Consider the following 26,581-nt stretch of genomic DNA (forward strand, 5'->3'; position numbering starts at 1 on the left):
AGCGCCGTTTTGATGCACTTTTCGACGCCGGATGCGGGCAACTTCAACAAGATACCTGAAATGGCACGCCGGCAGGACGGCCCCTTCACGCTTTCCGGCGAATCTCGCCACCACCGCACCCAGCCAGACTTCCTCCAGCAATAAGATCAAAGGATGACGAACGTGGATTATATCTCGACCCGCGGCGAGGCCCCTGCCCTCGGCTTTTGCGAGGCCCTTTTGACCGGGCTGGCGCGCGACGGCGGGCTCTATGTTCCGCGCAAATGGCCGAGCTTTTCCAAGAAGGAGATCCGGGCGCTCAGGGGCAAGACCTATCAGGAGGTCGCCTTCACCATCCTGTCGCCCTTTACCAATGGCGAGATCCCCGACGACACGTTCCGGGCGATGATCGACGAGGCCTACGGCACCTTCCGCCATCCGGCGATCGCGCCGCTCGTCCAGACCGGGCCGAACAGCTTCGTCATGGAGCTCTTCCACGGCACGACGCTCGCCTTCAAGGATGTGGCGATGCAACTGCTCGCCCGGCTGATGGACTATGCGCTGGAAAAACGCGGCGAGCGGGCGACGATCGTCGGCGCCACCTCGGGCGACACCGGCGGGGCAGCGATCGACGCCTTTGCCGGCCGGGAGCGTACCGACATCTTCATCCTCTTCCCGCATGGCAAGGTCTCGCCGGTGCAACAGCGGCAGATGACGACCTCGTCGTCACCAAACGTGCATGCGCTTGCCGTCGAGGGCAATTTCGACGATTGCCAGAACCTCGTGAAAGCGATGTTCAACGACGTGGCGTTCCGCGACAAGGTCCGACTTTCCGGCGTCAACTCGATCAACTGGGCCCGTATCATGGCCCAGATCGTCTATTATTTCACGGCGGCGGTGGCGCTCGGCGGACCGGACCGGAAGATCTCGTTCACGGTGCCCACCGGCAATTTCGGCGATATCTTCGCCGGCTACTGCGCCAAGCGCATGGGCCTACCGATCGACCGCCTGGTGATCGCCACCAACGAGAACGACATCCTGGCGCGGACGCTGAAGACCGGCCGCTACGACATGAAGGCGGTCAAGGCGACGAGTTCGCCGTCGATGGACATCCAGATCTCGTCGAACTTCGAACGGCTGCTCTTCGAAGCCTATGATCGCGACGCCTCGAAGGTGCGCGCGGCGATGGAAAGCCTCAAGCAATCCAACGGCTTCGAGATCGGCAGCCAAGCGCTGAAGGCGATCCGCCGCGACTTCCGCTCCGGGCGCGCCAGCGAGAAGCAGGTCGCCGAGACGATCCGCAAGACCCATGCCGAGACCGGCTATCTGCTGGATCCGCATTCGGCGATCGGCGTCTTCGTCGCTGCCAAGAAAGAAAAACCGAATACGCCGATGGTGACGCTTTCGACCGCGCATCCGGCGAAATTCCCCGTCGCCGTAAAATCCGCCTGCGGTATTGACCCGGCGCTTCCGACGTGGCTTGCTGATCTGATGCAAAGGGAGGAGCGTTTCCAGATCATCAAACCGGAGCTGAAAGCCGTTGAAACCTTTATCGGCAAGCACGCCCGCGGCGAGACGACAGCAGGCGCAGAAAGATAGCCAATGACAGTTGAGTGCACCCGGCTGAAATCCGGGCTGACAGTAGTCACAGAGACCATGCCGCATCTTGAAAGCGTTGCGCTCGGAGTCTGGATCAAATCGGGATCGCGTAACGAGACGGACAACGAGCACGGCATCGCTCACCTGCTCGAACACATGGCCTTCAAGGGCACGGCGCGCCGCACGGCCCGCCAGATTGCCGAGGAAATCGAGGATGTCGGCGGCGAAGTCAATGCCGCCACCTCGACCGAGACGACCTCCTATTATGCCCGCGTGCTCAAGGACTACGTGCCGCTCGCCGTCGACATCCTCGCCGACATCCTGACTGAATCGGCCTTCGAAGAGGAGGAGCTGGAGCGCGAGAAGCAGGTGATCCTGCAGGAGATCAACGCCGCCAACGACACGCCCGACGACGTGGTGTTCGACCGGTTCTCCGAGGTCGCCTATCGCGACCAGACGCTCGGCCGGGCGATACTCGGCACGCCGGAGACCGTCGTCTCCTTCACGCCGCAGCAGATCCGTAGCTATCTCGGCCGCAACTACACGACCGACCGCATGTTCGTGGTCGCCACCGGCGCCGTCGAGCATGAAGAATTCCTGCGCATGGTCGAGGATCGTTTCGCCAGCCTGCCGACGGCTCCTTCCGCGCCGCCCGTCATGGAACCGGCGCGTTATATCGGCGGCAGCGTGCGCGAACCGCGCGACCTGATGGACGCGCAGATCCTGCTCGGCTTCGAAGGCAAGCCCTACCACGCCCGCGATTTCTACTGCTCGCAGATCCTCGCCAATATCCTTGGCGGCGGCATGTCGTCCAGGCTCTTCCAGGAGGTGCGCGAGTTCCGCGGCCTCTGTTATTCGGTCTATGCCTTCCACTGGGGATTTTCCGACACCGGCATCTTCGGCATTCATGCCGCAACCGGCGGTGAAAACCTGCCGGAGCTGGTGCCCGTCATCATCGACGAGCTGCACAAGTCGGCCGATCAGATCCACCAGAAGGAAATCGAGCGCGCCCGCGCCCAGATCCGCGCCCAGCTGTTGATGGGTGCGGAAAGCCCGGCTGCCCGCGCCGGTCAGATCGCCAGGCAGATGATGCTTTACGGCCGGCCGATCTCCAATCCGGAGATGATGGAGCGGCTGGAAGGCATCACCATCGAGCGGCTGACCGACCTCGCCGGCCGGCTGTTCTATGACACTGTGCCGACGCTTTCGGCGATCGGTCCGTTGGAACAGCTCGCGCCGATGGAAGACATCACCGCCTCGCTTTCGGTCCCGGCGTCGAAGACGCTGCAGGCAAGCCGCTGAGCCGACGTCCGTCCTGCCGGGAGTGATCGATGCCAAAATCGGTTTTTCGGTTTCTGCACCGGCAGCCGGAAGCGGTGGAGCTGGAGAGCGACAGATATTTCCTGCGCCTGCCGCGCTACCAGGATTTCAACCAGTGGCACCGGCTGCGCGCCGAAAGCCGCAAGTTCCTGGAACCCTGGGAGCCGACCTGGCGGCGCGACGAGCTGACGGAGGGCGCCTACCGCGCCCGCGTCGTCCGCGGCAAGCAGGAATATGCCTCGGGCCAGGCGGTGCCGCTGTTCATTTTCCTGAAAGGCGACATGACGCTCGTCGGCGGCGTCACCATCGGCTACATCCGAAGGGGCGCGGCACAAAGCTGCATGATCGGCTACTGGATGGGCGAACGCCATGCCGGACAGGGGCATATGTTCGCCGCCCTGCAATTGGTTATTCCTTACATCTTCGCCGGGCTTGAGTTGCACCGTATCGAAGCAGCCTGTATTCCAGATAACGCGCGCAGCATCCGTCTGCTTGAAAAAGCCGGGTTTCAACAGGAAGGCTATCTGCGCGGATATTTAAAGATCAACGGTCAGTGGCATGACCATGTGATGTTTTCACGTCTCGCCACCGATACGGATAAAGGCAGGAAAACCGACAGCCGATGACAAGAGACCGCATGCTGCCCAAGTCACCGTCCGGACGAGTGATCGCGGTGATCGCAGCCCTTTTCCTAGCGGCCTTCGCCTTCGCGGCGGGTGCTGCCCGGGCGGCCGAACCGGTAAAAATTTCCCGTGACGATACCGCGCTCGATCTGACGGCAACGACCGAGATCTACGCCAACCAGGGCGAAGCCTTCCAGGTTTCGACGGCGGCCGGCGCCGACGGCATCCGCCGCCGCATCGAGGTCAGGGCAAGCTCGGAGAACCATCAGGGCGACTGGGCGGTGTTTGCGCTCGCCAACGTCTCGGAAGAACAGCTCGAGCGCGTCATCGTCGCCCCGCATTTCCGTCTGGTCAATTCCAAGCTGTTCTGGCCGGATCTCGGCTCGCAGCGCATCAGCGCGATCACGCCGAGCGAAGGCTTCGCGCTCGATCGGCAGCCGAGCGACGAGGCCGACGTCTTCCGCATCACGCTGAACCCCGGCGCCGTCATCACTTTCGTTGCCGAGCTGTCGACGCCGGAGCTGCCGCAGATCTATCTCTGGGAACCGAACGCCTACAAGGATACGATCAACGCCTTCACGCTCTATCGCGGCATCGTGCTCGGCATTGCCGGCCTGCTCGCCGTGTTCCTGACCATCCTCTTCGTCGTCAAGGGCACCTCGATGCTGCCGGCGACGGCAGCACTCGCCTGGGCGGTGCTCGGTTATATCTGCGTCGATTTCGGTTTTCTCGGCAAGCTGATCAGCGTCGCCTCGGCCGACCAGCGAATATGGCGCGCCTGCGCCGAGGTGGCGCTGGCGTCGAGTTTCGTCATCTTCCTCTTCACCTATCTGAACCTCAACCGCTGGCATGCGCATCTCGGCTACGCCACGCTTGCCTGGGTGCTCGGCCTTGCCCTGCTCTTCGGTGTGGCGATCTACGATCCGTCGATCGCCGCCGGCATCGCCAGGCTTTCCTTCGCGCTGACGGCGACGATGGGGCTGCTTTTGATCATCTATCTCGGCTTCAACCGCTACGACCGCGCCATCCTTTTGGTGCCGGCCTGGGCGCTGATCCTGGTCTGGCTGTTCGGGGCGTGGCTGACGGTCACCGGACGGCTCGACAACGACATCATCCAGCCCGCGCTCGGCGGCGGCCTGGTGCTGATCGTGCTGTTGATCGGCTTCACCGTCATGCAGCATGCTTTTGCCGGCGGCGCCTACCAGCAGGGGCTGTTTTCCGATCTCGAGCGGCAATCGCTGGCGCTGACCGGCTCCGGCGACATGGTGTGGGATTGGGACGTGGCGCGCGACCGCGTCGTCACCATTCCCGACGTCTCGATCAAGCTCGGCCTGTCGCCGGGCGCCATGCATGGGGCGGCGCGCAACTGGCTGCCGCGGCTGCATCCCGACGACCGCGACCGCTTCCGCGCCACGCTCGACGTGCTTCTCGAACACCGGCGCGGACGGCTGAACCACGAATTCCGCATCCGCGCCGAGGACGGGCATTTCCACTGGCTGCTGATCCGCGCCCGGCCGGTGCTCGGCTCGAACGGCGAAATCATCCGCTGCGTCGGCACGATCGTCGACGTGACCGAGCAGAAGAATTCCGTCGAGCGGCTGCTGCACGATGCGCTGCACGACAATCTGACCGGCCTGCCGAACCGGCAGGTCTTCCTCGACCGGCTGCAGTCGGTGCTGGCGCTGGCGCCGGGCGGCGATACGCTCAGGCCGACGGTGATGGTGATCGATATCGACCGCTACAAGCTGGTCAATGATTCGCTCGGCGTTGCCGCCGGCGACAACATCCTCATCGCGCTGACCCGGCGCCTGCGCCGGCTGTTGAAACCGCAGGACACGCTGGCGCGGCTTGCCGGCGACCAGTTCGGTCTCATCCTGGTTTCCGAGCACAATCCGGCCAAGGTCGCCGATTTTGCCGATGCGATCAGCAAGGCGATCATGGTGCCGATCAACTTCGCCAATCGCGAGATCATCCTGACGGCCTCGGTCGGCCTTGCCTCCTGGGTCGACCGGCAGGAGAGCGCCACCGGCCTGCTCAGCGATGCGGAGCTTGCGATGTACCGGGCAAAACGGGCCGGCGGCAACCGCGTCGAACCGTTCCAGCCGGCCTTCCGCGACTTCGGCACCGACCGGCTGCAGCTGGAAACGGATCTGCGCCGCGCCATCGAGCGCAAGGAATTGTCGATGGTCTACCAGCCGATCGCAAGGCTGGAGGATGTCGAGGTCGCCGGTTTCGAGGCGCTGATGCGCTGGGAACATCCCAAACGCGGCAATATCCCGCCCTCCGAATTCATCCCGATCGCCGAGGCCTCCGATATCATCGGCGCGCTCGGCATGTTCGCACTGGAACAGGCGACCAACGATCTGATGAGCTGGCAGCATCAGACCGGCGAATTGCCGATCTTCGTCTCGATCAACCTGTCGAGCGTGCAGCTGCTCAACAACGAGCTCTATGACGACGTGCGTTCGGTTCTCGCCAAGACGCATTGCCAGCCCTCGCGCCTCAAGCTCGAGCTGACGGAATCCATGGTGATGGAAAATCCGGAACAGGCCCGCCTCGTGCTGCAGAAGCTGAAGGAAGCCGGCATCGGCCTGGCGCTCGACGATTTCGGCACCGGTTATTCGTCGCTCGCCTATCTCACCCGCTTCCCCTTCGACACGATCAAGCTCGACAAGGCCCTGGTGCGTGACAGCAGCGACAAGAAGGCGACCGTGCTCCGGTCGGTGATCGCGATGGCGCGCGAGCTCGACATGAAGGTGGTGGCAGAGGGGATCGAATCCAACGAGGATGCGATCGAGCTCGCCAAGATGGGCTGCAATTACGGCCAGAGCTACCTTTTCGGTCCGCCGATCCCTTCGGAATCGGTGCTGCGGCTGCTGCGGGACCGCTTTCCGCTGACGAAACGGGCCTGAGCGGAGCGGCCATTCCCGCAAGTTCTATGTGCGTTACGCCCGACTCGCCCGAACGCTCAGCCACTGATCATGGGGTTTTCCGACGCACCGACGTACCTCGCTGACGATCCAGCCGGCGTCTGTGAGTGCGGACCGCAGGGCAGGCTCGCGCCAGTACGTCTCGACGTAGCGCCGGGGCGCTGCAGCACTGCCGTGTGTGGACACATCCTCGCCTTCGCCCTCTCTTACCGAGGCGTGCAATCGGCCACCGGTCCGGGTTGTCTCGGCAAGCCGTCCAAGCACCGTGCCGAAATCCTCGCGCGCGACATGAATCAGGCAGGCACAGGCCCAGATCCCGTCGTACGGCGTGCCGGGACGCTGCGGGTCGGCCAAGTCTTCGGTCAGCGGGTCCAACAGGTCGGCTTCGAAGCCACTTTCGCGAAGCAGTTCGACGAAACCCTTTGCAATGTCGGTGCGCCGGACGCTCATTCCCCGCTTCTCAAGCTCAAGTGCATCTCGCCCGCCACCGCTTCCGATCTCCAGCACCCTGCCCGAGCCGCCCAGCTCGGTCACGAACGCATCGATCTCTGTCGCGACCCATTCGGGCATCGCCGCGGCCTCGGCAGCGTACTCCGCCGCGACCGTATCATAGGACCGCACGGTATCCAGGTCGGTGCTCATCCTAGCACTCCTCCTTCAAGACAAGAGGCCTGATGAGCGAGAGGCCCATCAGCCCGTTGCGCCCTTCACACTTCGGCAGTTGGTGACATCGCGGGCGATTTGCTTCCGAGCTTTAGCAGAAATGCGGTCAGAGACACCACCGACCGAGCCAATGCTGCCGGGCGGCAATGCGCCCTCGAAATCGCCGTTGCAGAGATATGAGCAACGTCCTAGAAGCGGACACTTGGCGGCGTCATGCCTTTTATAACGGCTGGCGTTTGGTGGACGTAAGTTGCGGGCACCACAACGCACCCTATAATCTCAGATTGCATGGAGGAAGACTACAACGACGATTATTGAGACACGATCTCAGGATTCTAGCTGATCGTCGTCGTCGCTTAAATTGATCTTCCTGCGTGGTACATCGTACGGCAGCGGTATCTGCGCGGCCGCCATCGGGATCTGTAAGTTGCCGATACCTACCGTCCGTAGACTTCTGGCATAGGCGAGTTTCGCGAGGTTGCCGTCGTCGGTGTAAATCACTTTGACACCGGCCACCTGTGCGATCGCCACTATCTGCCGATCGAACTTGACCTTTGCCCAAGGTCCCTGGACACCGCCGCGCTTGTCACCGCCGTCAATCGCTCGTTTTTCCATATCCGCCAACTCAACGGCGGCGCGTTCGTCGAAGGGCTCGATCCTGAACGCGGCGGATCGCCGGAAATGCTCGACCATAGCGCTGCGATCGCCCGGGGTCGACCTGACCAGCACCTCGCTCAAGACCGGCGTGGGGATAACGATCTTGATCTTGTCCTTGCCGAGCTGCTGCACCAGCCCGTCCACCCGATCCTTGGCGTGACTGATCTGATTACCCTGCGCATCCTTAGCGACCATGACATCCGGGCGCACGAGCATGAGCAGCATGTTGGTGTCGAAAACTACCATCAGTTCGCATCATCTCCCTCACCGCGCAACTCACGGATTTCATCCCAAGCATCGCCACCTTCACCCCATGTGCCGGGAGACCGCCTGAGGGCCTCGACCAACTCCGCCAGGGGAGTGTCGTCCAACTCGATGAAGTCGGAGATTATGAAGTGTGCGAGTGTCCAGCCGCCGCTTTCGGGGCGTTGCCATTCACCGGTGCCGATGAAGCGGAGCTCACCACCGAAAATGTGCTGCCCGAGAGAGCGCGCCACTTCACGTGTCGTGGTGCACCGATAGCTCTTCTCGCCATCCTGGACGGTCACGGGTACCGTCTTGTCCTTGCCACCGAGTTTGATGACCACCCCGTCAATCGTGCCGGCTTGGGTTACAACCTCCGGCTTCGGCGGGGCAGGCATGTACTTGCCTGGGAACTTCAATAGCTGCGCCCCGCCGCGCTGAAAGCTTAGCTCACCCGTTGCATCATCCGCCTTCAATAGTTCGTTAACTACCTTAAAGGCATTCAAGTGAACGATTTCAGCGTCACCCCGGGCGACGCGAGCAATCCGCTCTTCAACCTGCGGGGCGACTTTTTCCTCTATACGGTGCACGATGCATGTGCTGCCGGGTTCCAGCTTTTCGAAGTGGACCTCGGTTCGCTCGCCGAGCATGGCCGCGAGCGCGACGAGGTACTCCCCCAAACGATCCATAGGGATCGTTTGGGGGCTGTACGCATCAATTTTAAAGCGCAGCTCAAGGTCGCTCACAGAATTCCCCGTTCATTTGCGTCACGATATCATGCAGATGGTGCTTGCGGAACTGGTAACCGCCTACCATCGACAATGAGCTTGAAGAGCCTGAGGATTTCGTCGACTGGCTCGGACCATCGCTACCAATGCTTCTCATAAAACTTGTCAACGATAGTGTTGGGCGCTCGATATCCTCCAGAGCACTTCATGCGGTGGCTTCGTTTTCCAGGCGTACTGTCGCTTGTAGAGCGGAATCAAATAGCGCCTGTTGCGCTTCGATGATCGACCATTGTACATGGCTTCATGGATAAAAACGTTTCAGCAGGATCGAGGGGAAACAGTAGGTGTGATCAAGGCGTTGCAGCGGAAGATTCTGGAAGGAGCGCACTATCCACAGGTTGTTGAGATATTCGAAACCCAAACTTGCACTTTTGCTTCGCGCCTAAATATAGTGATGTGGGCGAAGCAAGCAGAGCATGCAGGGGCAGTCACTTGGATTACAAACCGCAGAAGTTAGTTGCGACCGCGACGCAGGCCATCAGTTATTACACAACGAAAACATTCGACCGTTCCCTGTACAAGGCGATCCGCGACGGCGGACAAATTCGCAAGAAGGCGGACAAGGTACGAATCGTCCTCGGAAGTCTGCGGGATCTTGATCCATTCGCTGGTATTTCACCCACCAACCACGGTGAAACTCGGATTTCGAACGCCGTCAAATATGATCTTGGTGACGGATGGCGATTGGTAACTCAGCAGCACGAGAAGGCATGCATCTTCTTGTTCGTCGGAGATCACGAGGATGTCGACAAATGGCTTGATGGCCAAAAGGGGCTTCAGTTTGCGGTTCGTGACGCGCGGGCTGTAGTGGTTCCCGGAGCAGGCGAGGAGATATCGCACCGGGGGTGGCATCGGGCAGATCACCACGACAAGCCTCTCGCGGATCGGCTGGATCAAGAAGCCATGGATCATGTCCTTCGAGACGTTACTCGTAGCGTGGCTCGTCGGCTTGAAGCGTTGGACGCCCGTTCTTCTACTAAAGAGCTTGAAGCGATCCTATCCGATGTCCCCGAGCCCACTCGGCAATTCGTCTATAGCGTATTCAACCTGTTGCTCGCGGGAAATTACGACGGCGCTCAAGATCAGGTCGATCTGAGCCTTGGTCGGATCAGTTCGCTGGAAAAAGTTGATGAAAGCGAACTTCTTGAAGTCAAAGACGGGGAGGATATCCGACGCCTTCGTCTCGGGTCGAAGGAATACGAAGACTGGCTAACGTCCTTCGAGAAGCGCTCGTCCTGGCAAGAATGGTTTCTGTATCTTCACCCGGAACAGGAGAAGGTTGTTCAGGCCAACTATCCGGGTGTTTCCCAGTTGTCCGGCGTTTCCGGAGCGGGAAAGACCTGCGTGGCCGTCCGCCGAGCCCTACGACTGGCCGAAGGCGAAGGCTCTCGCGTTCTATTGCTGACCTTGAACCGCAGCTTGGCCGGTCTTTTGACGCAGTTGGTAGAATCCTCGTGTATCAACGAAGACGTCCGTGGCCGTATCGAGGTGACGTCGTTCTTTGAGTTGGCGCAGCGTCTACTGCATGAGTTCGAGCCGGATAATGATCTTCTGTATTCTGATGTCACTTGGAAGCATGATGAACACGTCGATCTGATTTTCCGTGAATACTATCGACAGTGGCTAAACAATTCGACCGCGAAGGTCCTGCTGCCGCTCCATAAGTCGCTGACCGCGCGAGGAGTCAACAGCGAGACTTACGTCCGTGAAGAGTTCGATTGGATCCGCAGCGCCGTCGCTCCGGACGCTCGCAAGACCTACCTCGACATGGAGCGAAAGGGCCGAAAGTTCGGGATTCTATCAGAACGAAGGGCCGATATACTTCAAGGGTTGGCTGGTTGGGAAGGGAAGATGCGCGATATCGGCGTCGTCGACTACCTTGGGCTCACGGCTGCCCTTTCGAAGCATCTGCCATCTATTAAGGCACGCTATACCCATATTCTCGTAGACGAGGCCCAGGACTTCGGAACCACCGAGCTGAGCATCGTCCGGCAGTTGGTTCCTGTCGCACCGAATGATATCTTCCTGTGTGGCGACATCGCGCAAACCATTCTCCCGAAACATCGCAACCTGGTGGAGGCCGGGATCACTGCCGTTAGTCGCGAGCGGATCCAGAAAAATTATCGGAACAGTCGCGAGATATTGAAGGCGGCGTACGAGGTCTTAAGTAGGAACCTCAGCGAGGACATGCTCGACAGCGAGGATCTCGAAATCCTAGATCCCAAGTTCGCGAATTTCAGCGGGCATGTACCAATGGCCCTTGCGGCTGAGACACTAGAGGAGGAGATTGCATATGCGCGCGCCTACGCGCAAACCTCCCTTCTGGGGGGAGCGCGAACTGTCTGCATCGCTTTCGCTGGCTTTTCTGCGAGGGATGTCAAGGCGTTCGCCGCCAGATGTGGTGTCACAGCATTAGACGGTGCCTACGATCCCAGCAGCGATCCGCTAGTATTCTGCGACTTGGAGCAGACAAAGGGATATGAGTTTGATGTTCTCATAATTCTCAACTGCCGCGACGGCGTGCTTCCTCCTCACGATGCTCCCGAGGAGGAGGCCTATCGAGCGTCTTGTAAGCTCTATGTCGCAATGACCCGCGCCAAACGAGAGCTTGTGCTTTCGTTCCACGATAAGGCCAGCCCATGGATCGAAGAGGTCAGCGATACAATTGGTGCTGACTTCTGGAAGGAGGTTGAGGTTCTGCCGGAGGGGATCGACCAACTAGTTCCGGAATGCCTGCCGGAGATAGAACCCGATAAGGAGTACGATGATTTAGGGAAATCGACCGGCCTCCAGTTTGTCTACTCCAACGCAGCCCTGAAGCTCTCGCTCGAAGCACAAGACAAGCTGATAGAATTGGTGGATGGAAAGGGGCTGCGTTCCGCCGGGACAGGTATGGGCGGCAGACGCTTGCGCTGGCAGAACATACAGACAGCCTTAGCGGATTTGCGCGAAAGCAGGCGCAGTGACAACCAATTTGGTCCAGTGGTGGCGACGGAGATACGAGCCTTGGCGGCACGACTTGTCATATCTTACGAAGCCGGTCGCCCAATTTTGTCATTGCCATCTTGAGCCACGCGTTCCTCGCAGAACAACGAGGAACGTCGCTTGGCATCATCGCAGATTGCCTTGTAACTGGATGGCGTCTGCGCTGATTAGCCAATCGGTCGTACCCGAGACGTCAAAGATCTATGAGTTCGACTTCTGCTCCGTTAGGCGATGAGAGCGCGCTTCTGGCGTCAGAGCCAACTACACTTGACGCGAAGCTGGCCCCGGCGCCATGACGACCAAGGAAGCTTTAAACTCGCCGCTCCTGCCGAATCGAGGACGAGGAACTGCGGCTATAGAGCACCGAAGAGTACAGGCGTGGTGGCGCGCCGGATGAGATTCCGAATCGCACTGGGAGTAGTGTCTACGGAGTGTCTGCTTTGCTGCGCTCCTCGCCAGAAGTGACCACTCCCCTCCCGGCCCCGTAGCGGTCGTCTATCCAAGCCGAGCCGATGTCCGTTGTTGGTGCAATCCGGTCGAAGACGCGCGGCGCTGTAGAGATGCCGCCTTTGCACTGATCTACTTCCCGCCCGCGGAAGGGTTGCCCGTTGTCGGCCACTTGTTGAGGTCTTGAAGTCAGCGATCTCATGCCGGAAAATATCGGGAACGTTGAGGAGCAGGCATGACGAAGCATCGTATCTGTCGCGAGCGTCTATCCCCACTATGTCGCCAAGGCAGAGAAGAAGGGGCGCACGAAGGCAGAGGTCGATGACATCATCTGTTGGCTGACGGGGCATAGCCAGCAGAGCCTGGACGATCAGTTGGCTGAGAAGACCAACTTCGAGGATTTCTTTGCGCAAGCGCCTCAGATGAATCCCTCCCGATCGTCGATTACAGGCGTGATCTGCGGCGTGCGTGTGGAAGACATCCAAGAAAAGACGATGCGGGAAATCCGTTATCTGGACAAATTGATCGATGAACTCGCGAAGGGGAAAGCGATGGAAAAAATCCTGCGGAAATAGCCGGGAAACCGTGTCGCTGCGTACCCGCGATCACCCACGGCACGCGCGCAGAATCCGGCGCCGTCTCGTCCAGGAATGACGAATATTCACTGGCGCGGAGCAAGACCATCAAGCAGGAAGTCGAGGCCCTTCCTGAAAGCGCCGTCCCAATCATTATCCAGCAGCAGACGCGAGCGTTCGATCGTCGGATAGTGCTCGCTGAGCCCTGTCAGGCGCTGCTGCGCGGCCGCCCTGTCGTCTTCCGAGAGATCGAAGTTCGCCCGGGTGATGGTCGCGCCGATCACATAGTTCCAGAGCGACCAGATCGCGACGTTCAAATCCGCATCAGTGACACCGGCTCCGGACAAAGTCTTGCTCAGCAGCTCCAGGCGAATGAGGATGTTCGGGCCGAGTGCCCGGCGCGGCAGCAGCGATGCCGACCAGGGATGGCGCAGCATGCTGGCGCGCCAGTCTTCGAGCATATGAACGGCGTCCCCGCGCCAGTCTCGAGACTCGACGATGTCAGACGGTCCGCGATATTCGAGCACCGAATCCAGCGCCAGATCGAAGACCTCCTCCTTGTTGCCGACGTGCCAATAGAGGCTCATCGCGCCCGCGCCGAGACGATCGGCCAGCCGGCGCATCTTCAATCCGTCGACGCCCTCGGCGTCCAGCAGGTCCACTGCGGTCGCTACGATTCGCTCCAGCGAGAGAGGCGGCTCACTGCGCGGCTCCTGCCCGGACTGAGGTGACGCACCTCTCCGCCCAGACCCTTTGCTCTCAGCACCGCTGCGTTTGGCTGCCATTCGTCTTCCTTTAGTCATCAGAACGTCGATCTAAGCCGACAATGCTGGGAATGTCGATGCTGACCGATTGACTCGTACGGTGTACGATGCAATTTAATCGTACGCCGTACGAGTCGTATCATATGGCGATAAGGTTCCATCCTGCAGGCCGCGAGAAGCCGTCGCTCGCCGTCCTGACAAGCCGAGAGAAAATCATGTCAATCAAACATCTCATTATCGGAGGACTCATCATCATGACCATCAGCCTTCCCACTGCGGCGACAGCCAATGACGACGATCTCAAGCTGACCATCGTCAATCCGAAAAACCTCTACGACCCCTCGCCGAATGGCTACAGCACGGCGGTGATCGTGCCGCGCCAAGGCCGGCTGGCCTACATCTCGGGACAGGGCGGCCAGGACGGCACGGGGGCCTTGTCGCCCAACTTCGCCGTCCAGGTGAAGCAGGCCTACGCAAATTTGCGCACCGCCCTCGATGCGCTCGGTGCAAGGCCGGATCAGGTCGCCAAGCTGACGGTCTTCGTGGTCGATCACGACATGTCGAAGCTCGAGGTGCTGACCAGCAACGTCAAGGACATGTTCGGCGAAGCATTGCCGGCGCAGACGCTGATTCCCGTTCCCAAGCTTGCCATCGACCCCATGCTCTTCGAGGTCGAAGCCGTCGTCATTCTGGAATAGGAGCGGCGCCGGATCGACACAATTTCGGATTTTCCCGGTGGCGCGCCGACATCTGCTTGGCGCGCCACCCTTCCCTTTTGTGAGTGGCCATTGACCAACGGCCTGCGATGTGCGTCTCTCATTGCTTGCACAAGGAAAATCCCATGCTCAAGTTTCTGCTCGCCCTCTCGATGGGTGTTTTTTGCGTCTCGCCGCTTCAGGCCGGCGACGTCACTCCCGTTACCCAGAGCTGCCAGCCGGGGGCAAAAAAGGCGCAATGCGAGCGATGGGTCACGGATATCAAGAAAGCCGTCGAGCTGGCCTATAAAGGCGACCACGGGGCGCAGAGAACCATTGCCTTCTGCCTCTCCACCGGTTGCCATGGTGCTGTCGCCATCGACAAGGTCGCCTCCTGCAGCTGGCATCTCGTCATCGCCAATTCCGGTTCTACGACAGTGCTCGATAGTTCGAACACCAGGAACACCTGCCGGCCGATGACGGCGGCTGAGAAAGACGAAGCCCGCGCGCTGGCGAGCGATCTCGTCCAGAAGATCTACAAGCGGCCCATGGTCAAGACCGACCAGATGTAATCTGGCCGGCTTACGGCGCAACGCCTGCGTGAAAATAAATCTCATTGCTCTCCCGGCTTTCGCCGCTATTCTCCAGCCAAAGAAAATCGGGAGGACCACTGATGATCCTGCACTGCGTATTCCTGCGGCTGAAGACCGCGATGACGGCCGAAGACAAGCAGTCGCTGTTTGCGGCGATCGTTGCCCTGAAACAGCTCATCCCCGGCATACTGGATATCAAATACGGGCCGAATGTTTCGCCCGAGGGTTTGCATGGCGGCTTCGTCGACGGGTTTGCCGTGACCTTTGAAAGCCCCGAGGCCCGGGATGCCTATCTCATCCATCCCGAGCACGTGACTGTGGGCGAGCGCATCGTCTCGTCGACGGATGGAGGCCTTGCCGGCATCCTGGTCTTCGACCTTAATTTGTGAGCGCCGCGGGCGAACCCGCGGCAGCCCTCAATTAATCAGCTCGATTTCGCCATGGCGGCGGCGAGCTGGTCGACATTGTACTTGAACATCTTCTCGTAGGTCGGCGCCGGTCCCTTGGTGTCCGAGAGGGATTCGACGTAGAGCTCGCCGCCGGGCTCGGCACCGGTTGCCTTGGCGACCTGCTTGACCAGGCGCGGATCGTTGGAATTCTCGAAGAAATAGGCCTTCACATGCTCGCCCTTGATCTGCTCGATCAGCTTGGCGACGTCGGCGGCCGAGGCCTCGCTTTCTGTGGACAGACCAAGTGGCGCCAGGAAGCTGACATTATATTCGCGGCCGAAATAACCGAAGGCATCATGGCTGGTCAGCACTTTGCGGCGATCGTCGGCCACCTTGTCGAATTTCGCATGGGCATAGGCGTTTAGTTCGTCCAGCGTCCTGGTGTATTTCTCGGCATTGGCCTTGAAGGCGGCAGCATCAGCGGGATCGGCCGATGACAGCGCCTTTTCGATATTGGCGACCCAGACCTTGACGTTGACGGGGCTGTTCCAGACATGCGGATCGGTGATTTTCTCGCCGTCCTCTTCCATGGTGCGGGTGTTGATGCCTTCGGAAACGGTGACCGGCTTGCCCTTATAACCCGAGGCGGTGATCAGCCGGTCCATCCAGCCTTCCAGCCCCTCGCCGCTGACGAAGGTCACTTCCGCCGCGTTCAAATTCTTCGCATCGGCCGGCGATGGCTCGAATTCATGGGGGTCGCCGTTCGGCCCGACGAGGCTCGTCACCTTGACGTGCTCGCCGCCGACCTGTTTCACAACATCGGCAAGCACGGTGAAGGACGCCACAACCTTTAGCGTTTCGGCCGACGCGGGCACGGCCGACAGCGCCATCAAAGCGGGGATTGCTGCGGAGAGAAGCAGTCTTTTCGGGTTCATCGAAGTCTCCTTGGGATCAGCCCTTTAGATGCGGGCGGGGAAAGAAGCGCCGGGCCAGGCCGGAAGGTGCGAAAAAGATGGAGAAGGCGTAGAAGATCGCCGCCGTCATGATGATCGTCGGGCCGGAGGCGAGTTCGAGATGGTAGGAGGCGATCAGACCGAGATAGCCGGAGGCGGCGGCACTGGCGGCTGCTATCGCCATCATCACAGGCAGACTGCGCGACCAGAGCTGGGCGACGGCTGCCGGCAGCATCATCAGGCCGACTGCCATCAGCGTGCCGAGCGCCTGGAAGCTGGCGACGAGGTTCAGCACCACGAGCAGCAGGAAGAGCACATGATAGATCGGCCCGCGCCCGCCGACGGCACGCATAAAACCCGGATCGAAACATTCGGCCACCAAAGGCCGATAGATGAAGGCGAGGATGACCAGCGTCAGCGAAGTGATCGCGCCGATCAGATAAAGGGCGGGCGCATCGATCGCCAGGATGGTGCCGAAGAGCACATGCAGGAGATCGATATTCGAGCCGCGCAGGGAGACGATCAGCACGCCGAGCGCCAGCGAGGCGAGATAGAAGCTGGCAAAGCTCGCATCCTCCTGCAGCACGGTCATGCGGCTGACGGCGCCTGATAGTAGCGCCACCGACAGGCCGGCGATCAGACCGCCGAGCCCCATCGCCGTCAGCGACAGCGAGCCGGCGACGAGATAACCGATCGCAGCCCCCGGCAGCACGGCATGGCTCATGGCATCACCCATCAGGCTCATGCGCCGCAGCATCAGGAAAACGCCGATCGGGCCGGAACCGAGCCCGAGGCAAAGGCAGGCGACGAGCGCGCGGCGCATGAAACCGTAATCGGCAAAGGGCGCGAGGAAGAGATCGTAAGCCGTCATGCTGCCGGCGCCTGTTCAGGGTCGCAGGCAGCGGCATCCTCATCCCAGCGCTCGGCCATGGCGCGCGCCTTCAGGAGATTGACGGAGGACATGACCTCTGCGGTCGCACCCCAGCCGACCAGTTCGCGGGCAAGCAGCAGGGTTTGCGGGAAGTGGGCGCGAACGAGCTCGAAATCGTGCAGCACGGCGATCACCGTGCGGCCCTCGCCATGCCAGCGGGTGACGATATCGACGAGGTCCCTGGTGGTGCGGGCATCGATTGCCGTAAACGGCTCGTCGAGCAGGATGATGCCGGCATCCTGCAGCAGCAGCCGGGCAAAGAGCACGCGCTGGAACTGTCCGGCCGACAGCGACCCGACATGGCGCCGGCCGAAGCCTTCAAGCCCGACGGCCGAGAGCGCCTCGCCTGCCCTCTTCACCTCGTCCGGCGCGATGCGGCCGAAGGCGCCCGTCTTCTTCCAGGCGCCGAGCATGACGGTGTCGATGACCGAGATCGGAAAGCGCCGGTCGATCTCGGCCGCCTGCGGCAGGTAGCCGAATTCCGCCCGCCCCAGCCGATGCTCGACCCTGCCTTCGGCCGGGCGAAGCTCCCCCATGATCGCCTTCAGCAGCGTCGACTTGCCCGCCCCATTCGGCCCGGCGATTGCCGTCAGGCTGCCTGAGGCGAAGGCGCCGGAGACATGATGGATGGCGGGGTGCCTGTTATAGGCGACGGTCAGATTCTCGAGACGGATCAGCCGCGTCATGGCAAGAGAACCGCCCAGTGGATCGCCAGCCAGAGCACGGCAATGACCAGCGCCATGCCGATCACCCTTGAAAAAGCCGACTGTCCCAGCAGGCTGACGGAGGGGCGGTCGGGGCTCGGGGGCATGGTGCATTCCTACAATGTAATAACATTACGGTTATGTTATAACGATTGCGGCGAGATTGAGGCGAGGCCCGGCAGTTGCTCACACAATTGAAAAGCGCGACAAACGGCCGCTCTTTATCTGTCAGGATGCTCGCAGATGCAGCGCTCCGCTGTCCTTGCTCCAGAAGCCACCCCACCCTCCGTCTTCCTCGGGCTTGACCCGAGGATCCACTCTCGTTTCCATCGGGACCGGGCATGGATCCCAGGCTCAAGGCCTGGGATGACGGAGGCTGGGGGCACGTTTCCGCCAAACTCCCCCGCCGGCGCAGCGGATGCTCACGTCGCGCCCAAGCGGAAGTCGTCGCTGGACGACAAATGGCATGATGTGTCAAAAGAAGCCCGCCGCATGTCAGCGTGGAGACAATCTTGGGACTTCGGGAAGATAAGAAGGATCGCACGCGAGCGCAGCTGCTCGAGGCGGCGTTGGACCTGATCCACAAGCGCGGATTCGAAGAAACGACCGTCGCCGATATCGCTGCCGCCGTCAGCGTTTCGCCCCGCACCCTGCTTCGCTATTTCCCGACAAAGGAGGATGTGATCGTCAGCTGGGTGCAGGATGGCATGACGATCATCCGTGCTGAACTGACGGAGCGGCTCGCCTCGGAGCCGCCGGTTGTCGCACTTCTTGCTGCCGCGCGGGCGATGCTTACGGCTTTCGATGAAAGGTCGCGTTTCTTTCTCGCCATCGAGACGGCAATCCGCTCCAACAGGAACATTTCTGCGCGAAAAGAACAGATGATCGCCGAACTGATCGACGAAATCGCCCATATTCTCGCCTCGCCGGACAGGCGGTCTCCGCTCCCTGACGTTGTCGCCTATACGGTCGCGGGGACGGTTTTCGCGCTCATCCGGGCATCGATAAACAGTTGGGTGGACGGCGGAGCGGCCATGTCACTTACCGATCTCTTCGATCGCGCCGCCGGTATCGTTCACTTCGAACAAAATGTCACTTAGTGTCATTTGTCGTTGACAGACATAATTTCCCATGCAATTTCACAATGCGTTGCTGAGTAACGTCATTGCAAACAGCCTCGCCCTGCGAGCGCGCCTGCTTGGGAGATAGAATGTCCACACATCAAAAGATCGCGCTCGTCACCGGCGCCACCCGCGGCCTTGGCTTTGAAACGGCTCGCCAGCTCGGCCGGGAGGGCGTCTTCGTCCTTCTCGGCGCACGCGATCTTGCAACCGGGCAGGCAAAGGCCGAAGCATTGCGTGCGGAGGGGTTGGCGGTCGAGGCGATCGAGATCGATCTCAATCGCCCTGATACGATCGACGCTGCCGCATCGTCGATCGGCGAGCGGTTCGGCAGGCTCGACATCCTGATCAACAATGCGGGAATCCTGCTGCTCGACACCGACGATTTCCCCAGCGTGGCCTCCGTCGAAACCCTGCGCGAATCCTATGAGGTCAATTTCATCGGAATGGTGATCGTGACCCAGAAACTGTTGCCGCTGATCCGCAAGGCGGTCAGCGGGCGCATCGTCAACCTTTCCAGCAGCGTGGGTTCGCTTTGGTGGACGGGTGATGCGAACAATCCCTCCCCCGATGTCAAATGGCTTGGCTATGCCGCCTCCAAGGCAGCGGTCAACATGCTGACCGTGCAGCTTGCCCTTGAGTTGAAAGATACGCCGATCAAGGTCAACGCTGTCTGCCCCGGCTATGTCATGACCGAATTGAACAGAGGCGGCGGCTACATCACCATCGAAGACGGCGTTCGCGCCCCGGTCAAATATGCTTTGCTTGACGATGCCGGACCGACCGGCCAGTTTTTCAACACAGACGGCCCGATCAACTGGTGATGGCCCTCGGCCTGACGCCTGGACAGTCCGGCGTGCGCAGGACCGTTCAGCGATACCGAATCTTGCACCCCACTCCCTTTCAAGGACCATGAAAAATGAAACCAACGGCGGATGACATCGTCGAGATCAACCAGATCCTCTCGCTCTGGGCACACCTCGTCGACAATCATGCGTGGGACAGGTTCGGTGACGTCTTTACCGAGGATGCGCATTTCGACTCGAGCGTTTTCGGGTTTGCTCCGGTCACGGGCATCGCAGCGATCTGCCATATGGCCAGCCAGGACGGCCATGCGAAGGCCCATCACACGACGAATGTCTACGTTCAGGAAGGCGCGGGCAACGAACTCGTCGCCGTCTCGAAGGGGCTCGGCCTGTTGTCGAACGGGGCAGTGGCGAGCGTGACCTATACCGACCGGCTGCGGCGGACGCCGGAGGGCTGGCGTCTGGCGAGCCGCATTCTCGCGCTGCAAGCGCCATCACATTGAGGTCACGCCCTATGTCTCTCGTCAACCTGTCCCTAGCAAACGTCATTGCCTGGCTGCTTGCAGCTTTCTTCTTCGTCGGCGCCTATGGCAACACCTTCGTCAGCCCGGAAATTGCCGCGGACTACGCCCGGTGGGGCTATCCGGAAAGCTTCCACTATCTGACCGCCCTCTGCGAATTCACCGCAGCGGTCATGCTCATCTTCAAACCACTCCGCCTCTACGGTTCAGTGCTTGGAAGTGCGGTAATGCTGGCGGCTGTGGGTACGGTTCTGTTCCATGGCGAATATACGCACGCAATTCCGCCCTTGGTGGTCCTCGGCCTTTGTGGGCTCGTCGCTCTTCTGACGGTTCGGCGGAGAGGATCGCAGTCGCTTCCATCCTAGCTTCGAATGGAGTCTCGACCATCCGAGTCCGCTTGTGGCGCATTTCACGAGCTGCTCACGCCGAGGCTCTGGCGAGCATGCAATGCGGGATCGGAGGCGAGCTTCACGATCAGGTCCGACAGGCTGTTTAGCGAGACGTCGTGTCCCTTGAAGGGCTCGCCCTTTCTGGTGAGCTGATAGTTGATCTCAGCGTCGTGCGTGAACCAACCCGGCCGCAGGATGGTATAGTCGAGGTCCGACTGTTCGATCAGTGCCGCAGAATCCCGATAGGGATCGAGGATGCTGCGATATTTCTCGCCGGGGACTTCGCCGTAGATGCCCATCGAACTGATGAAGATCAGCCGCTTCAGCCCCGCCGCGTGCATGGTGTCGACGATCGACCGGGCCTGGCGAGCCATATCGCCGGAAAGGTTGGCATAGACGACGTCCTGCTTTGCCATCGCCAACCGGAGCGCCGCGGTGTCGAGAACGTCGCCGTCGACGATCCTCACTCTTTCGGGCGCCGGGTTGGTGAGACGGCTCGCCCGCCGCAGATAGAGGGTGAGATTGGCGTCCGTCCTGTCGAGGAGCATCCGCGTCGTGTTGCGCGCCAACTGCCCGTTGGCGCCGAGTATAAGGATGTTGGTCATGCTGATTTCCCTCAGTAGGTCGAGGTGAGAAGCTCCACGAGCCTCCACCCGGCGGGTTTGCGGACATAGACTTCGGTGAAAGCCAGACGATATTGTCCTCGGTGTCCCCCCATGGTCACCGTGAAAACGGCCTTGCCTCGGAGCGTGGCTCGATCGCCCTCGACCGCAACCGAAGCGCCCCGCGGCTCGATGCGGTTGTAGACAAATCGGCCCGATCGCAGCTCTTCGATCCAGTCTCGCTTCGAAGACACATGCCCGGTGATGTGGACGAAGTGCAGATCGTCGTCGAAAAGCGCCTCGACCAGATCGATACGGCCGGATGTCTTCCAACGGAATTTGTCCAGCGAGAGGGCGATGATCTCTTCCTCGGCGCTTCGTGCTGCGTGGTTCATCGAGAACAGCCTTTCTGGTCGAGATGTGCCTGGGCACTGCCTGCCCCATCATCTAGCCCATGGGCGAAAAGACGATTAGGCTGCAAAATCCGCATTCGGTATTGAGCAGAATTCAAAAATGTCCCGAGACAGCATCAACGACCTCACTGTCTTTTTGGCAGTCGCCAGAGAACAGAGCTTCACGAGAGCGGCGGCAAAGCTTGGCGTCTCGCCTTCGGCGCTCAGCCATTCGATGCGGCTGCTCGAGGAGCGGCTCGGCGTTCGGTTGCTGACAAGAACGACCCGGCGCGTCTCCGTGACCGATGCCGGGGAGCGGTTGCTGCACTCGATCGAGCCGCACTTCGACGGCATCGATACCGCGCTGGCGGCTCTGACAGAACTCCGCGACAAACCAGCGGGGACGGTTCGGATCACCGCCGGCGAGCATCCCACGACATCGATCCTCTGGCCGGCGATAGAGCGACTTCTTCCGGAATATCCAGATATCAAGTTTGAAATCACGGTGGACGGGGCGCTCACGGATATCGTCGCGGAGCGCTACGATGCGGGAATTCGGCTCGGCGAGCAGCTGAACGGCGATATGATCGCCGTGCGGATCGGACCTGAGATGAGAATGGTGGTCGTTGGTTCGCCAGACTATTTCGCGCGCCACCCAAAACCGTCGACGCCGCAGGACCTGACTGCCCATGCCTGCATCAACATCAGACTGCCGACCTATGGAGGCTATCTGGTTTGGGAGTTCGAAAAGGACGGGCGGGAGGTTCGTGTCCGTGTCGATGGCCCGTTGGCTTTCAACACCACGCAGATGGTGATGAGAGCGGCGCTCGGGGGCGTCGGACTTGCTTACTTGTTCGAGGATCATGCACGAGATGAAATCGAGAGCGGGCGGCTTGTCACCGTTCTCGACGAGTGGAACCCGCTGTTCGATGGTTATTTCCTCTACTATCCGAGCCGCCGTCAGATGTCTCCGGCCTTCAGCGTGCTGGTCGACGCGCTGCGATACCGACCATCACGTTCCGATCATTGATGAGAATTCCTCAAAAGCGCATGCAGGAATAGCAATCTAATCGGCAGAATAGGCGGGTGCTATCTCTCGGGACATCGGCGGCAATCGCCGCAATGACGGTTCCGGAGAGCGCCATGAGATCACCCCCACAGGCCAGCCGGCCCTCCAGCCGAGCGGAAAAACCTTTATCGCACGCGGTCAACAAGACAGCGATCCTGACCATCATCCTCACCAGCTACGTGATGCTCGTGCTCGACACGTCGATCGTGCTGACGGGGCTTCCGAGCATCCATCGTGAACTTGGCTTTTCCGACCCTGAGCTCGCCTGGGTGCAAAGCGCCTATACCCTCACCTTCGGAGGGTTCCTGCTTCTAGGTGCAAGAGCGGGCGACATTCTCGGCCGCAAGCGCATGCTCACCATTGGCCTCACTCTCTTCACCGCGTCTTCGCTCGCTATCGGTCTTGCCGAAACGCCGGCCTGGATGATCGGCGCGCGTGCCGTTCAGGGGATTGGCGGCGCTATTCTTGCGCCGGCCACACTGGCCTTGCTGCAGACGACCTTCGCCGAAGGGACCGAGCGCACACGCGCGGTTTCCTATTACAGCGCCGTCGCCGGCATTGCGGCCAGCGTCGGCCTCGTGCTCGGCGGCATATTGGCCGAGTGGCTGTCATGGCGTGTGGGCTTCTTCATCAATCTGCCGATTGGCCTCAGCATGATCCTTGCCGCCATCCGCTTCGTTCCCGAGACGGGACGGCAGTCGGGGCGGCTCGATATTGCCGGAGGCCTGACCTCGACGATCGGCATGGTGGCGCTTGTCTATGGCCTGATCCGTTCGGCGACGCATGGCTGGCATGATAGCCTGACCATCGGGCTTATCGCGGCCTCCCTATTGCTGCTGGTGGCCTTTGTTGCCATCGAACGGAATGCTCGGCAACCGATCATGCCGTTGCGTCTCTTCGCCAGTCGCGAACGCGTCGGGGCCTATTCTGCGCGAATGCTCTTCCTCGGCGGAATGATCGGCTTCTTTTTCTTCACGACGCAGTTCTTGCAGAGCGTTCTTGGATACAGCGCTGCCGCCACCGGATTGGCTTTCCTGCCCGCGACACTCGTGAACTTTGCATCGGCAATGGCCGTGCCGCAGCTGACGAAGCGGTTCGGCAACGCCCGCCTGCTAGCCACGGGTTTTGTCCTCACCCTTATCGGCATGACCTGGCTCAGCCGCGTCTCCGCCGATGCGGACTATCTGAGTGACATCGCCTTGCCGATGGTCCTGATCGGCTGGGGCCAGGGTTTCGTCCTGAGCCCCCTGACAGCCTCGGGCATATCAGGCGTCTCCGGGGCCGATGCCGGCGCCGCCTCAGGTGTGGTCAACGTCGCCCACCAGCTCGGCAATTCCCTTGGCCTTGCGATCCTGGTCGCCGTCACGGCTTTCGGCACCAGCGGCCTGGAAGGCATCCCACTTCTTGCCCATCGCGTGACGATGGCGTTGACGGGCTCAGCCGCGATGATGGCGCTCGCGCTTGTTCTCGTCCTCGCCCTGATCGTCCGGCAGCGCCACCCCGCCTCAGCCATCGTCCCGGTCGCCGAAGAGTCGGTCGACGTCGCCTGAAACGCAATCCGCCAATCCGTCCCAACTCAAGGAGATTTCCATGCAGAACAACGCTCTGGAACAACGCATCCAGACCCTCGAAGACAAGGTCGCCCTCAAAGCACTCGTCGACACTTTCGCCAATCTCGCCGACCAGAAGGATTTGGCCACTCAATCGCTGCTGTTTGCCGAAGACGCGGTTGTCGACACCTACTTCGAAGGACAGCTTTTTGCGTCGCTTAGAGGCCGCAAGGAGATTCAGGAGACCTTTACCGGCTTCATGGCCAATTTCGAGACGGCCTACCATATCAATGGTCAGCATACCGCGGAAATTGACGGAGACCGCGCAACAGCAGTGCACTATTGCCTGGTTGTCCTCGTCAATACGGTCGATGGCAAAAAGATGAGGAATACCAACGGTGTTTATTACAATGACGAATATGTGCGCCAGGGCGGTCGGTGGCTGATCTCGAAGCGCACGTCGCATTTCACATGGCGTGACACGATGGAGATGGCGGCCGGCTGACCGAGACCGCGGGTGCCGACGCGCGACCTGCGACCGCTTGAGCTCTAGCAAGCGTAATGACCGTCGGCGCGTGCCCCTCATCCGGCTGCCGCCACCTTCTCCCCGCCTGCGGGGCGAAGGGGATATGCCGCGACCTCTCCGTCTCCCACCAAGCTCTCGCAGGGCACGTCCCCTCGCCCCGTTTTTTACGGGGAGAGGGTTAGGGTGAGGGGCAGATCTTGTTCGAAGCTCAGAGCTGTTCCAGCATCGCGGCGGCACCTGATACGGTGGCCTGGCCGGGGCTTTCCTCGACGTTGAGAGCTTTCACCACCCCGTCTTCCACCAGCATCGAATAACGCTTGGAGCGGAGGCCGAGGCCGCCGGCGGAGAGGTCGGCGTCGAGGCCGACGGCCTTGGTGAAGCCGGCATCCCAATCGGCGAGGAAGTGGATCTTGCCCATGCCGCCTGACGATTGCGCCCAGGCGCCCATCACGTGCCAGTCGTTGACGGCGACGACGGCGATGTCGTCGACGCCCTTGCCAAGGATGGTGTCGCGGTTTTCGAGATAACCCGGCAGGTGGTTCAGCGAGCAGGTGGGCGTAAACGCGCCCGGCACGGCAAAGAGCACGACGCGCTTGCCGGCGAAGAGCTGATCGGTGGTGATTTCGACCGGGCCGTCAGCTGTCTTTTCCTTGAAAGTGGCGGCAGGAAGCTTGTCGCCGATCGCGATGGTCATGGTCTTCTCCTTGAGTTCTGGATTGGGGGTTCTGGCTTTGGGGATTCCGGCTTGGCGGTGGCGGGCGCCGTAGGGGATCTGCGGCGACTATAGGAGCCCATCATTGAAAGGCAAGGCCGGTCATTCGAAGGCAAGCGTCGTCTCCATCGCCCGTTCACCGTCGATGACGAGCACGCTCCATTGCTTGCCTACTATGTCGTAATCCTTCGGCAGCTTGCCGATTGATATATCGACCTTGAAGGTGGCGCCGTCGCGTTTGCCGCCGATCTGCTTGGTGAAGGCATAACCGCTCGGGCCGGTGACGATGATATCCGGCGCGCCCTTCCCCTCACCCGGCCCCCCGGCCGGCAGAGCGAGCGTCAGCGACAGCGTCTTCCTGTCGGGCGACATCGCATGCGCCGTCACGCCGAAATCCACCGATGGCGGCTTCGGCAGGCTCGCATCGGCGGCCTGAAGGATCGCCTCCTCCTGCGGGTGCGACTGGATGGCGGGGCCAAGCTTCAGCTGCAAATTCGCCTGGAAGGGAATGCAGATATCCTTGCAGATGCCGATGAAGGCGGCAGCATCGATCGTAACCGGGCCTTTGCCGGCCGCCGTCAGCGACAGCGGCAGCGTCACCGGCGCGTCATAGGCAATATCCTCGATCGCGCCGTTGAAAAAATGCTTCGGAACGGGATAGGCGATGGCATCGAGCGTGACGCCGCTTGCCGCCGCGATGGTGATTTGCGGCGGAATGCCGCTGTTGCCGGGCTCTTTCCAATAGGTGATCCAGCCGGGCTTCGGCTCGATCTGAAGGGCAGCGCGGATTTTGCCGCGGGCATCGGGCGCGAGCGCCACGAGGCGCATGCGGCCGCCTTCGTTGTCCGCCCAGGCGCTCATTTCCGCATGGGCGGAATAAAACGGCACAAGGGCTGCGACCACCGACACAACCGCGATTAAAAGCCTGCGCGGGCCTGAGGAAATAATCATCATGGAACAAAGGTTTACCGAATGTGCTGTTTGGCCGCCAGAAGTCGCGGCGATTTAAATCTTCATTTTCAGTTGATTGATGTGTGACATTGGCCCATGTTTCT

General features: G+C 60.7%; 28 protein-coding genes. 16 read left to right on the forward strand and 12 right to left on the reverse strand.

Features of this window, described 5'->3' with window-relative positions:
• Window positions 1–153: 153 nt before the first annotated feature.
• The 4 genes from thrC to HX898_RS29295 are packed head-to-tail and all read left to right on the forward strand — an operon-like array spanning window position 154 to window position 6,433.
• Window positions 154–1,578 (forward strand): threonine synthase, encoded by a 1,425-nt coding sequence (gene thrC, locus HX898_RS29280; protein ID WP_180196461.1) that lies wholly within the window; start codon window positions 154–156, stop codon window positions 1,576–1,578.
• A 3-nt stretch (window positions 1,579–1,581) separates the two neighbouring features.
• On the forward strand, window positions 1,582–2,880 hold the full coding sequence (locus HX898_RS29285; protein WP_180196462.1) for a pitrilysin family protein: 1,299 nt from the start codon (window positions 1,582–1,584) through the stop codon (window positions 2,878–2,880).
• Window positions 2,881–2,909: 29 nt separating this feature from the next.
• Window positions 2,910–3,524: a GNAT family protein gene (locus tag HX898_RS29290; RefSeq protein ID WP_129418199.1), complete on the forward strand. Its 615-nt coding sequence runs from the start codon at window positions 2,910–2,912 to the stop codon at window positions 3,522–3,524.
• Window positions 3,521–6,433 (forward strand): sensor domain-containing phosphodiesterase, encoded by a 2,913-nt coding sequence (locus HX898_RS29295; protein ID WP_171601385.1) that lies wholly within the window; start codon window positions 3,521–3,523, stop codon window positions 6,431–6,433. Before HX898_RS29290 ends, HX898_RS29295 begins: the two co-directional genes overlap by 4 nt.
• A gap of 33 nt (window positions 6,434–6,466) precedes the next feature.
• On the opposite strand, the gene HX898_RS29300 is transcribed toward HX898_RS29295, so the two are convergent.
• The 3 genes from HX898_RS29300 to HX898_RS29310 all read right to left on the reverse strand — a co-directional run bounded on the left by HX898_RS29300 (window position 6,467) and on the right by HX898_RS29310 (window position 8,760).
• On the reverse strand, window positions 6,467–7,093 hold the full coding sequence (locus tag HX898_RS29300; protein WP_180196463.1) for a class I SAM-dependent methyltransferase: 627 nt from the start codon (window positions 7,091–7,093) through the stop codon (window positions 6,467–6,469).
• A gap of 348 nt (window positions 7,094–7,441) precedes the next feature.
• Window positions 7,442–8,017, reverse strand: coding sequence for a PIN domain-containing protein (locus HX898_RS29305; protein WP_180196464.1), 576 nt, complete (start codon window positions 8,015–8,017; stop codon window positions 7,442–7,444).
• The gene (locus HX898_RS29310; RefSeq protein ID WP_180196465.1) at window positions 8,017–8,760 is read right to left on the reverse strand and encodes a hypothetical protein; all 744 of its coding nucleotides are present in this window, start codon (window positions 8,758–8,760) and stop codon (window positions 8,017–8,019) included. Before HX898_RS29310 ends, HX898_RS29305 begins: the two co-directional genes overlap by 1 nt.
• 474 nt (window positions 8,761–9,234) lie before the next feature.
• Here HX898_RS29310 and HX898_RS29315 point away from each other — a divergent pair, with 474 nt between their 5' ends.
• Together HX898_RS29315 and HX898_RS29320 are read left to right on the forward strand one after the other, a co-directional pair.
• Window positions 9,235–11,871 (forward strand): UvrD-helicase domain-containing protein, encoded by a 2,637-nt coding sequence (locus tag HX898_RS29315; RefSeq protein ID WP_180196466.1) that lies wholly within the window; start codon window positions 9,235–9,237, stop codon window positions 11,869–11,871.
• 608 nt (window positions 11,872–12,479) lie between these two features.
• On the forward strand, window positions 12,480–12,809 hold the full coding sequence (locus tag HX898_RS29320; RefSeq protein ID WP_180196509.1) for a DUF2200 domain-containing protein: 330 nt from the start codon (window positions 12,480–12,482) through the stop codon (window positions 12,807–12,809).
• Between the two features lie 86 nt (window positions 12,810–12,895).
• Here the strand turns inward: HX898_RS29320 and HX898_RS29325 are convergent, their stop codons facing one another.
• Entirely contained in the window at window positions 12,896–13,594 is a 699-nt protein-coding gene (locus tag HX898_RS29325) for a TetR/AcrR family transcriptional regulator C-terminal domain-containing protein (RefSeq protein ID WP_180196467.1), read from the reverse strand.
• Between the two features lie 194 nt (window positions 13,595–13,788).
• On the opposite strand from HX898_RS29325, the gene HX898_RS29330 reads away from it, so the two are divergent.
• The 3 genes from HX898_RS29330 (at window position 13,789) to HX898_RS29340 (ending at window position 15,250) form a co-directional block, all read left to right on the forward strand.
• Window positions 13,789–14,271: a RidA family protein gene (locus HX898_RS29330; RefSeq protein ID WP_180196468.1), complete on the forward strand. Its 483-nt coding sequence runs from the start codon at window positions 13,789–13,791 to the stop codon at window positions 14,269–14,271.
• A gap of 143 nt (window positions 14,272–14,414) precedes the next feature.
• Entirely contained in the window at window positions 14,415–14,840 is a 426-nt protein-coding gene (locus HX898_RS29335) for a hypothetical protein (RefSeq protein ID WP_246698000.1), read from the forward strand.
• Window positions 14,841–14,941: 101 nt separating this feature from the next.
• Entirely contained in the window at window positions 14,942–15,250 is a 309-nt protein-coding gene (locus HX898_RS29340) for a Dabb family protein (RefSeq protein ID WP_180196470.1), read from the forward strand.
• Window positions 15,251–15,285: 35 nt separating this feature from the next.
• On the opposite strand, the gene HX898_RS29345 is transcribed toward HX898_RS29340, so the two are convergent.
• The 4 genes from HX898_RS29345 to HX898_RS33480 are packed head-to-tail and all read right to left on the reverse strand — an operon-like array spanning window position 15,286 to window position 17,945.
• Window positions 15,286–16,185, reverse strand: coding sequence for a zinc ABC transporter substrate-binding protein (locus HX898_RS29345; RefSeq protein WP_180196471.1), 900 nt, complete (start codon window positions 16,183–16,185; stop codon window positions 15,286–15,288).
• Between the two features lie 16 nt (window positions 16,186–16,201).
• Window positions 16,202–17,074 (reverse strand): metal ABC transporter permease, encoded by an 873-nt coding sequence (locus tag HX898_RS29350; RefSeq protein WP_180196472.1) that lies wholly within the window; start codon window positions 17,072–17,074, stop codon window positions 16,202–16,204.
• Window positions 17,071–17,820: a metal ABC transporter ATP-binding protein gene (locus HX898_RS29355; protein WP_180196473.1), complete on the reverse strand. Its 750-nt coding sequence runs from the start codon at window positions 17,818–17,820 to the stop codon at window positions 17,071–17,073. The genes HX898_RS29350 and HX898_RS29355 overlap by 4 nt, the downstream gene beginning before the upstream one ends.
• Window positions 17,817–17,945: a hypothetical protein gene (locus HX898_RS33480; RefSeq protein ID WP_003557119.1), complete on the reverse strand. Its 129-nt coding sequence runs from the start codon at window positions 17,943–17,945 to the stop codon at window positions 17,817–17,819. Before HX898_RS33480 ends, HX898_RS29355 begins: the two co-directional genes overlap by 4 nt.
• 405 nt (window positions 17,946–18,350) lie before the next feature.
• Here HX898_RS33480 and HX898_RS29360 point away from each other — a divergent pair, with 405 nt between their 5' ends.
• From HX898_RS29360 to HX898_RS29375, 4 genes are all read left to right on the forward strand, one after another.
• Window positions 18,351–18,938, forward strand: a complete 588-nt coding sequence (locus HX898_RS29360; protein WP_180196474.1) for a TetR/AcrR family transcriptional regulator — start codon at window positions 18,351–18,353, stop codon at window positions 18,936–18,938.
• A gap of 110 nt (window positions 18,939–19,048) precedes the next feature.
• Window positions 19,049–19,783, forward strand: coding sequence for an SDR family oxidoreductase (locus tag HX898_RS29365; protein ID WP_138328794.1), 735 nt, complete (start codon window positions 19,049–19,051; stop codon window positions 19,781–19,783).
• 95 nt (window positions 19,784–19,878) lie between these two features.
• On the forward strand, window positions 19,879–20,268 hold the full coding sequence (locus HX898_RS29370; protein WP_180196475.1) for a nuclear transport factor 2 family protein: 390 nt from the start codon (window positions 19,879–19,881) through the stop codon (window positions 20,266–20,268).
• Between the two features lie 11 nt (window positions 20,269–20,279).
• Window positions 20,280–20,651 (forward strand): DoxX family protein, encoded by a 372-nt coding sequence (locus HX898_RS29375; RefSeq protein ID WP_180196476.1) that lies wholly within the window; start codon window positions 20,280–20,282, stop codon window positions 20,649–20,651.
• Window positions 20,652–20,695: 44 nt separating this feature from the next.
• Here HX898_RS29375 and HX898_RS29380 read toward each other — a convergent pair whose 3' ends face one another.
• Both HX898_RS29380 and HX898_RS29385 read right to left on the reverse strand, forming a co-directional pair.
• On the reverse strand, window positions 20,696–21,280 hold the full coding sequence (locus HX898_RS29380; protein WP_180196477.1) for an NAD(P)H-binding protein: 585 nt from the start codon (window positions 21,278–21,280) through the stop codon (window positions 20,696–20,698).
• An 11-nt stretch (window positions 21,281–21,291) separates the two neighbouring features.
• The gene (locus HX898_RS29385; RefSeq protein WP_173863000.1) at window positions 21,292–21,672 is read right to left on the reverse strand and encodes a nuclear transport factor 2 family protein; all 381 of its coding nucleotides are present in this window, start codon (window positions 21,670–21,672) and stop codon (window positions 21,292–21,294) included.
• A gap of 118 nt (window positions 21,673–21,790) precedes the next feature.
• Here HX898_RS29385 and HX898_RS29390 point away from each other — a divergent pair, with 118 nt between their 5' ends.
• The 3 genes from HX898_RS29390 to HX898_RS29400 all read left to right on the forward strand — a co-directional run bounded on the left by HX898_RS29390 (window position 21,791) and on the right by HX898_RS29400 (window position 24,793).
• The gene (locus HX898_RS29390) at window positions 21,791–22,699 is read left to right on the forward strand and encodes a LysR family transcriptional regulator (RefSeq protein WP_180196478.1); all 909 of its coding nucleotides are present in this window, start codon (window positions 21,791–21,793) and stop codon (window positions 22,697–22,699) included.
• Window positions 22,700–22,812: 113 nt separating this feature from the next.
• Entirely contained in the window at window positions 22,813–24,288 is a 1,476-nt protein-coding gene (locus HX898_RS29395; protein ID WP_180196479.1) for an MFS transporter, read from the forward strand.
• Between the two features lie 40 nt (window positions 24,289–24,328).
• The gene (locus tag HX898_RS29400; protein ID WP_180196480.1) at window positions 24,329–24,793 is read left to right on the forward strand and encodes a nuclear transport factor 2 family protein; all 465 of its coding nucleotides are present in this window, start codon (window positions 24,329–24,331) and stop codon (window positions 24,791–24,793) included.
• A 229-nt stretch (window positions 24,794–25,022) separates the two neighbouring features.
• On the opposite strand, the gene HX898_RS29405 is transcribed toward HX898_RS29400, so the two are convergent.
• Together HX898_RS29405 and HX898_RS29410 are read right to left on the reverse strand one after the other, a co-directional pair.
• Window positions 25,023–25,508: a peroxiredoxin gene (locus HX898_RS29405; RefSeq protein ID WP_011650769.1), complete on the reverse strand. Its 486-nt coding sequence runs from the start codon at window positions 25,506–25,508 to the stop codon at window positions 25,023–25,025.
• 120 nt (window positions 25,509–25,628) lie between these two features.
• The gene (locus HX898_RS29410; RefSeq protein ID WP_180196481.1) at window positions 25,629–26,480 is read right to left on the reverse strand and encodes a protein-disulfide reductase DsbD domain-containing protein; all 852 of its coding nucleotides are present in this window, start codon (window positions 26,478–26,480) and stop codon (window positions 25,629–25,631) included.
• Between the last annotated feature and the right edge of the window lie 101 nt (window positions 26,481–26,581).

The sequence above is a fragment of the Rhizobium sp. WYCCWR 11128 genome (assembly GCF_013416305.1).
In the GTDB taxonomy this organism is placed as follows: Bacteria; Pseudomonadota; Alphaproteobacteria; order Rhizobiales; family Rhizobiaceae; genus Rhizobium; species Rhizobium indicum.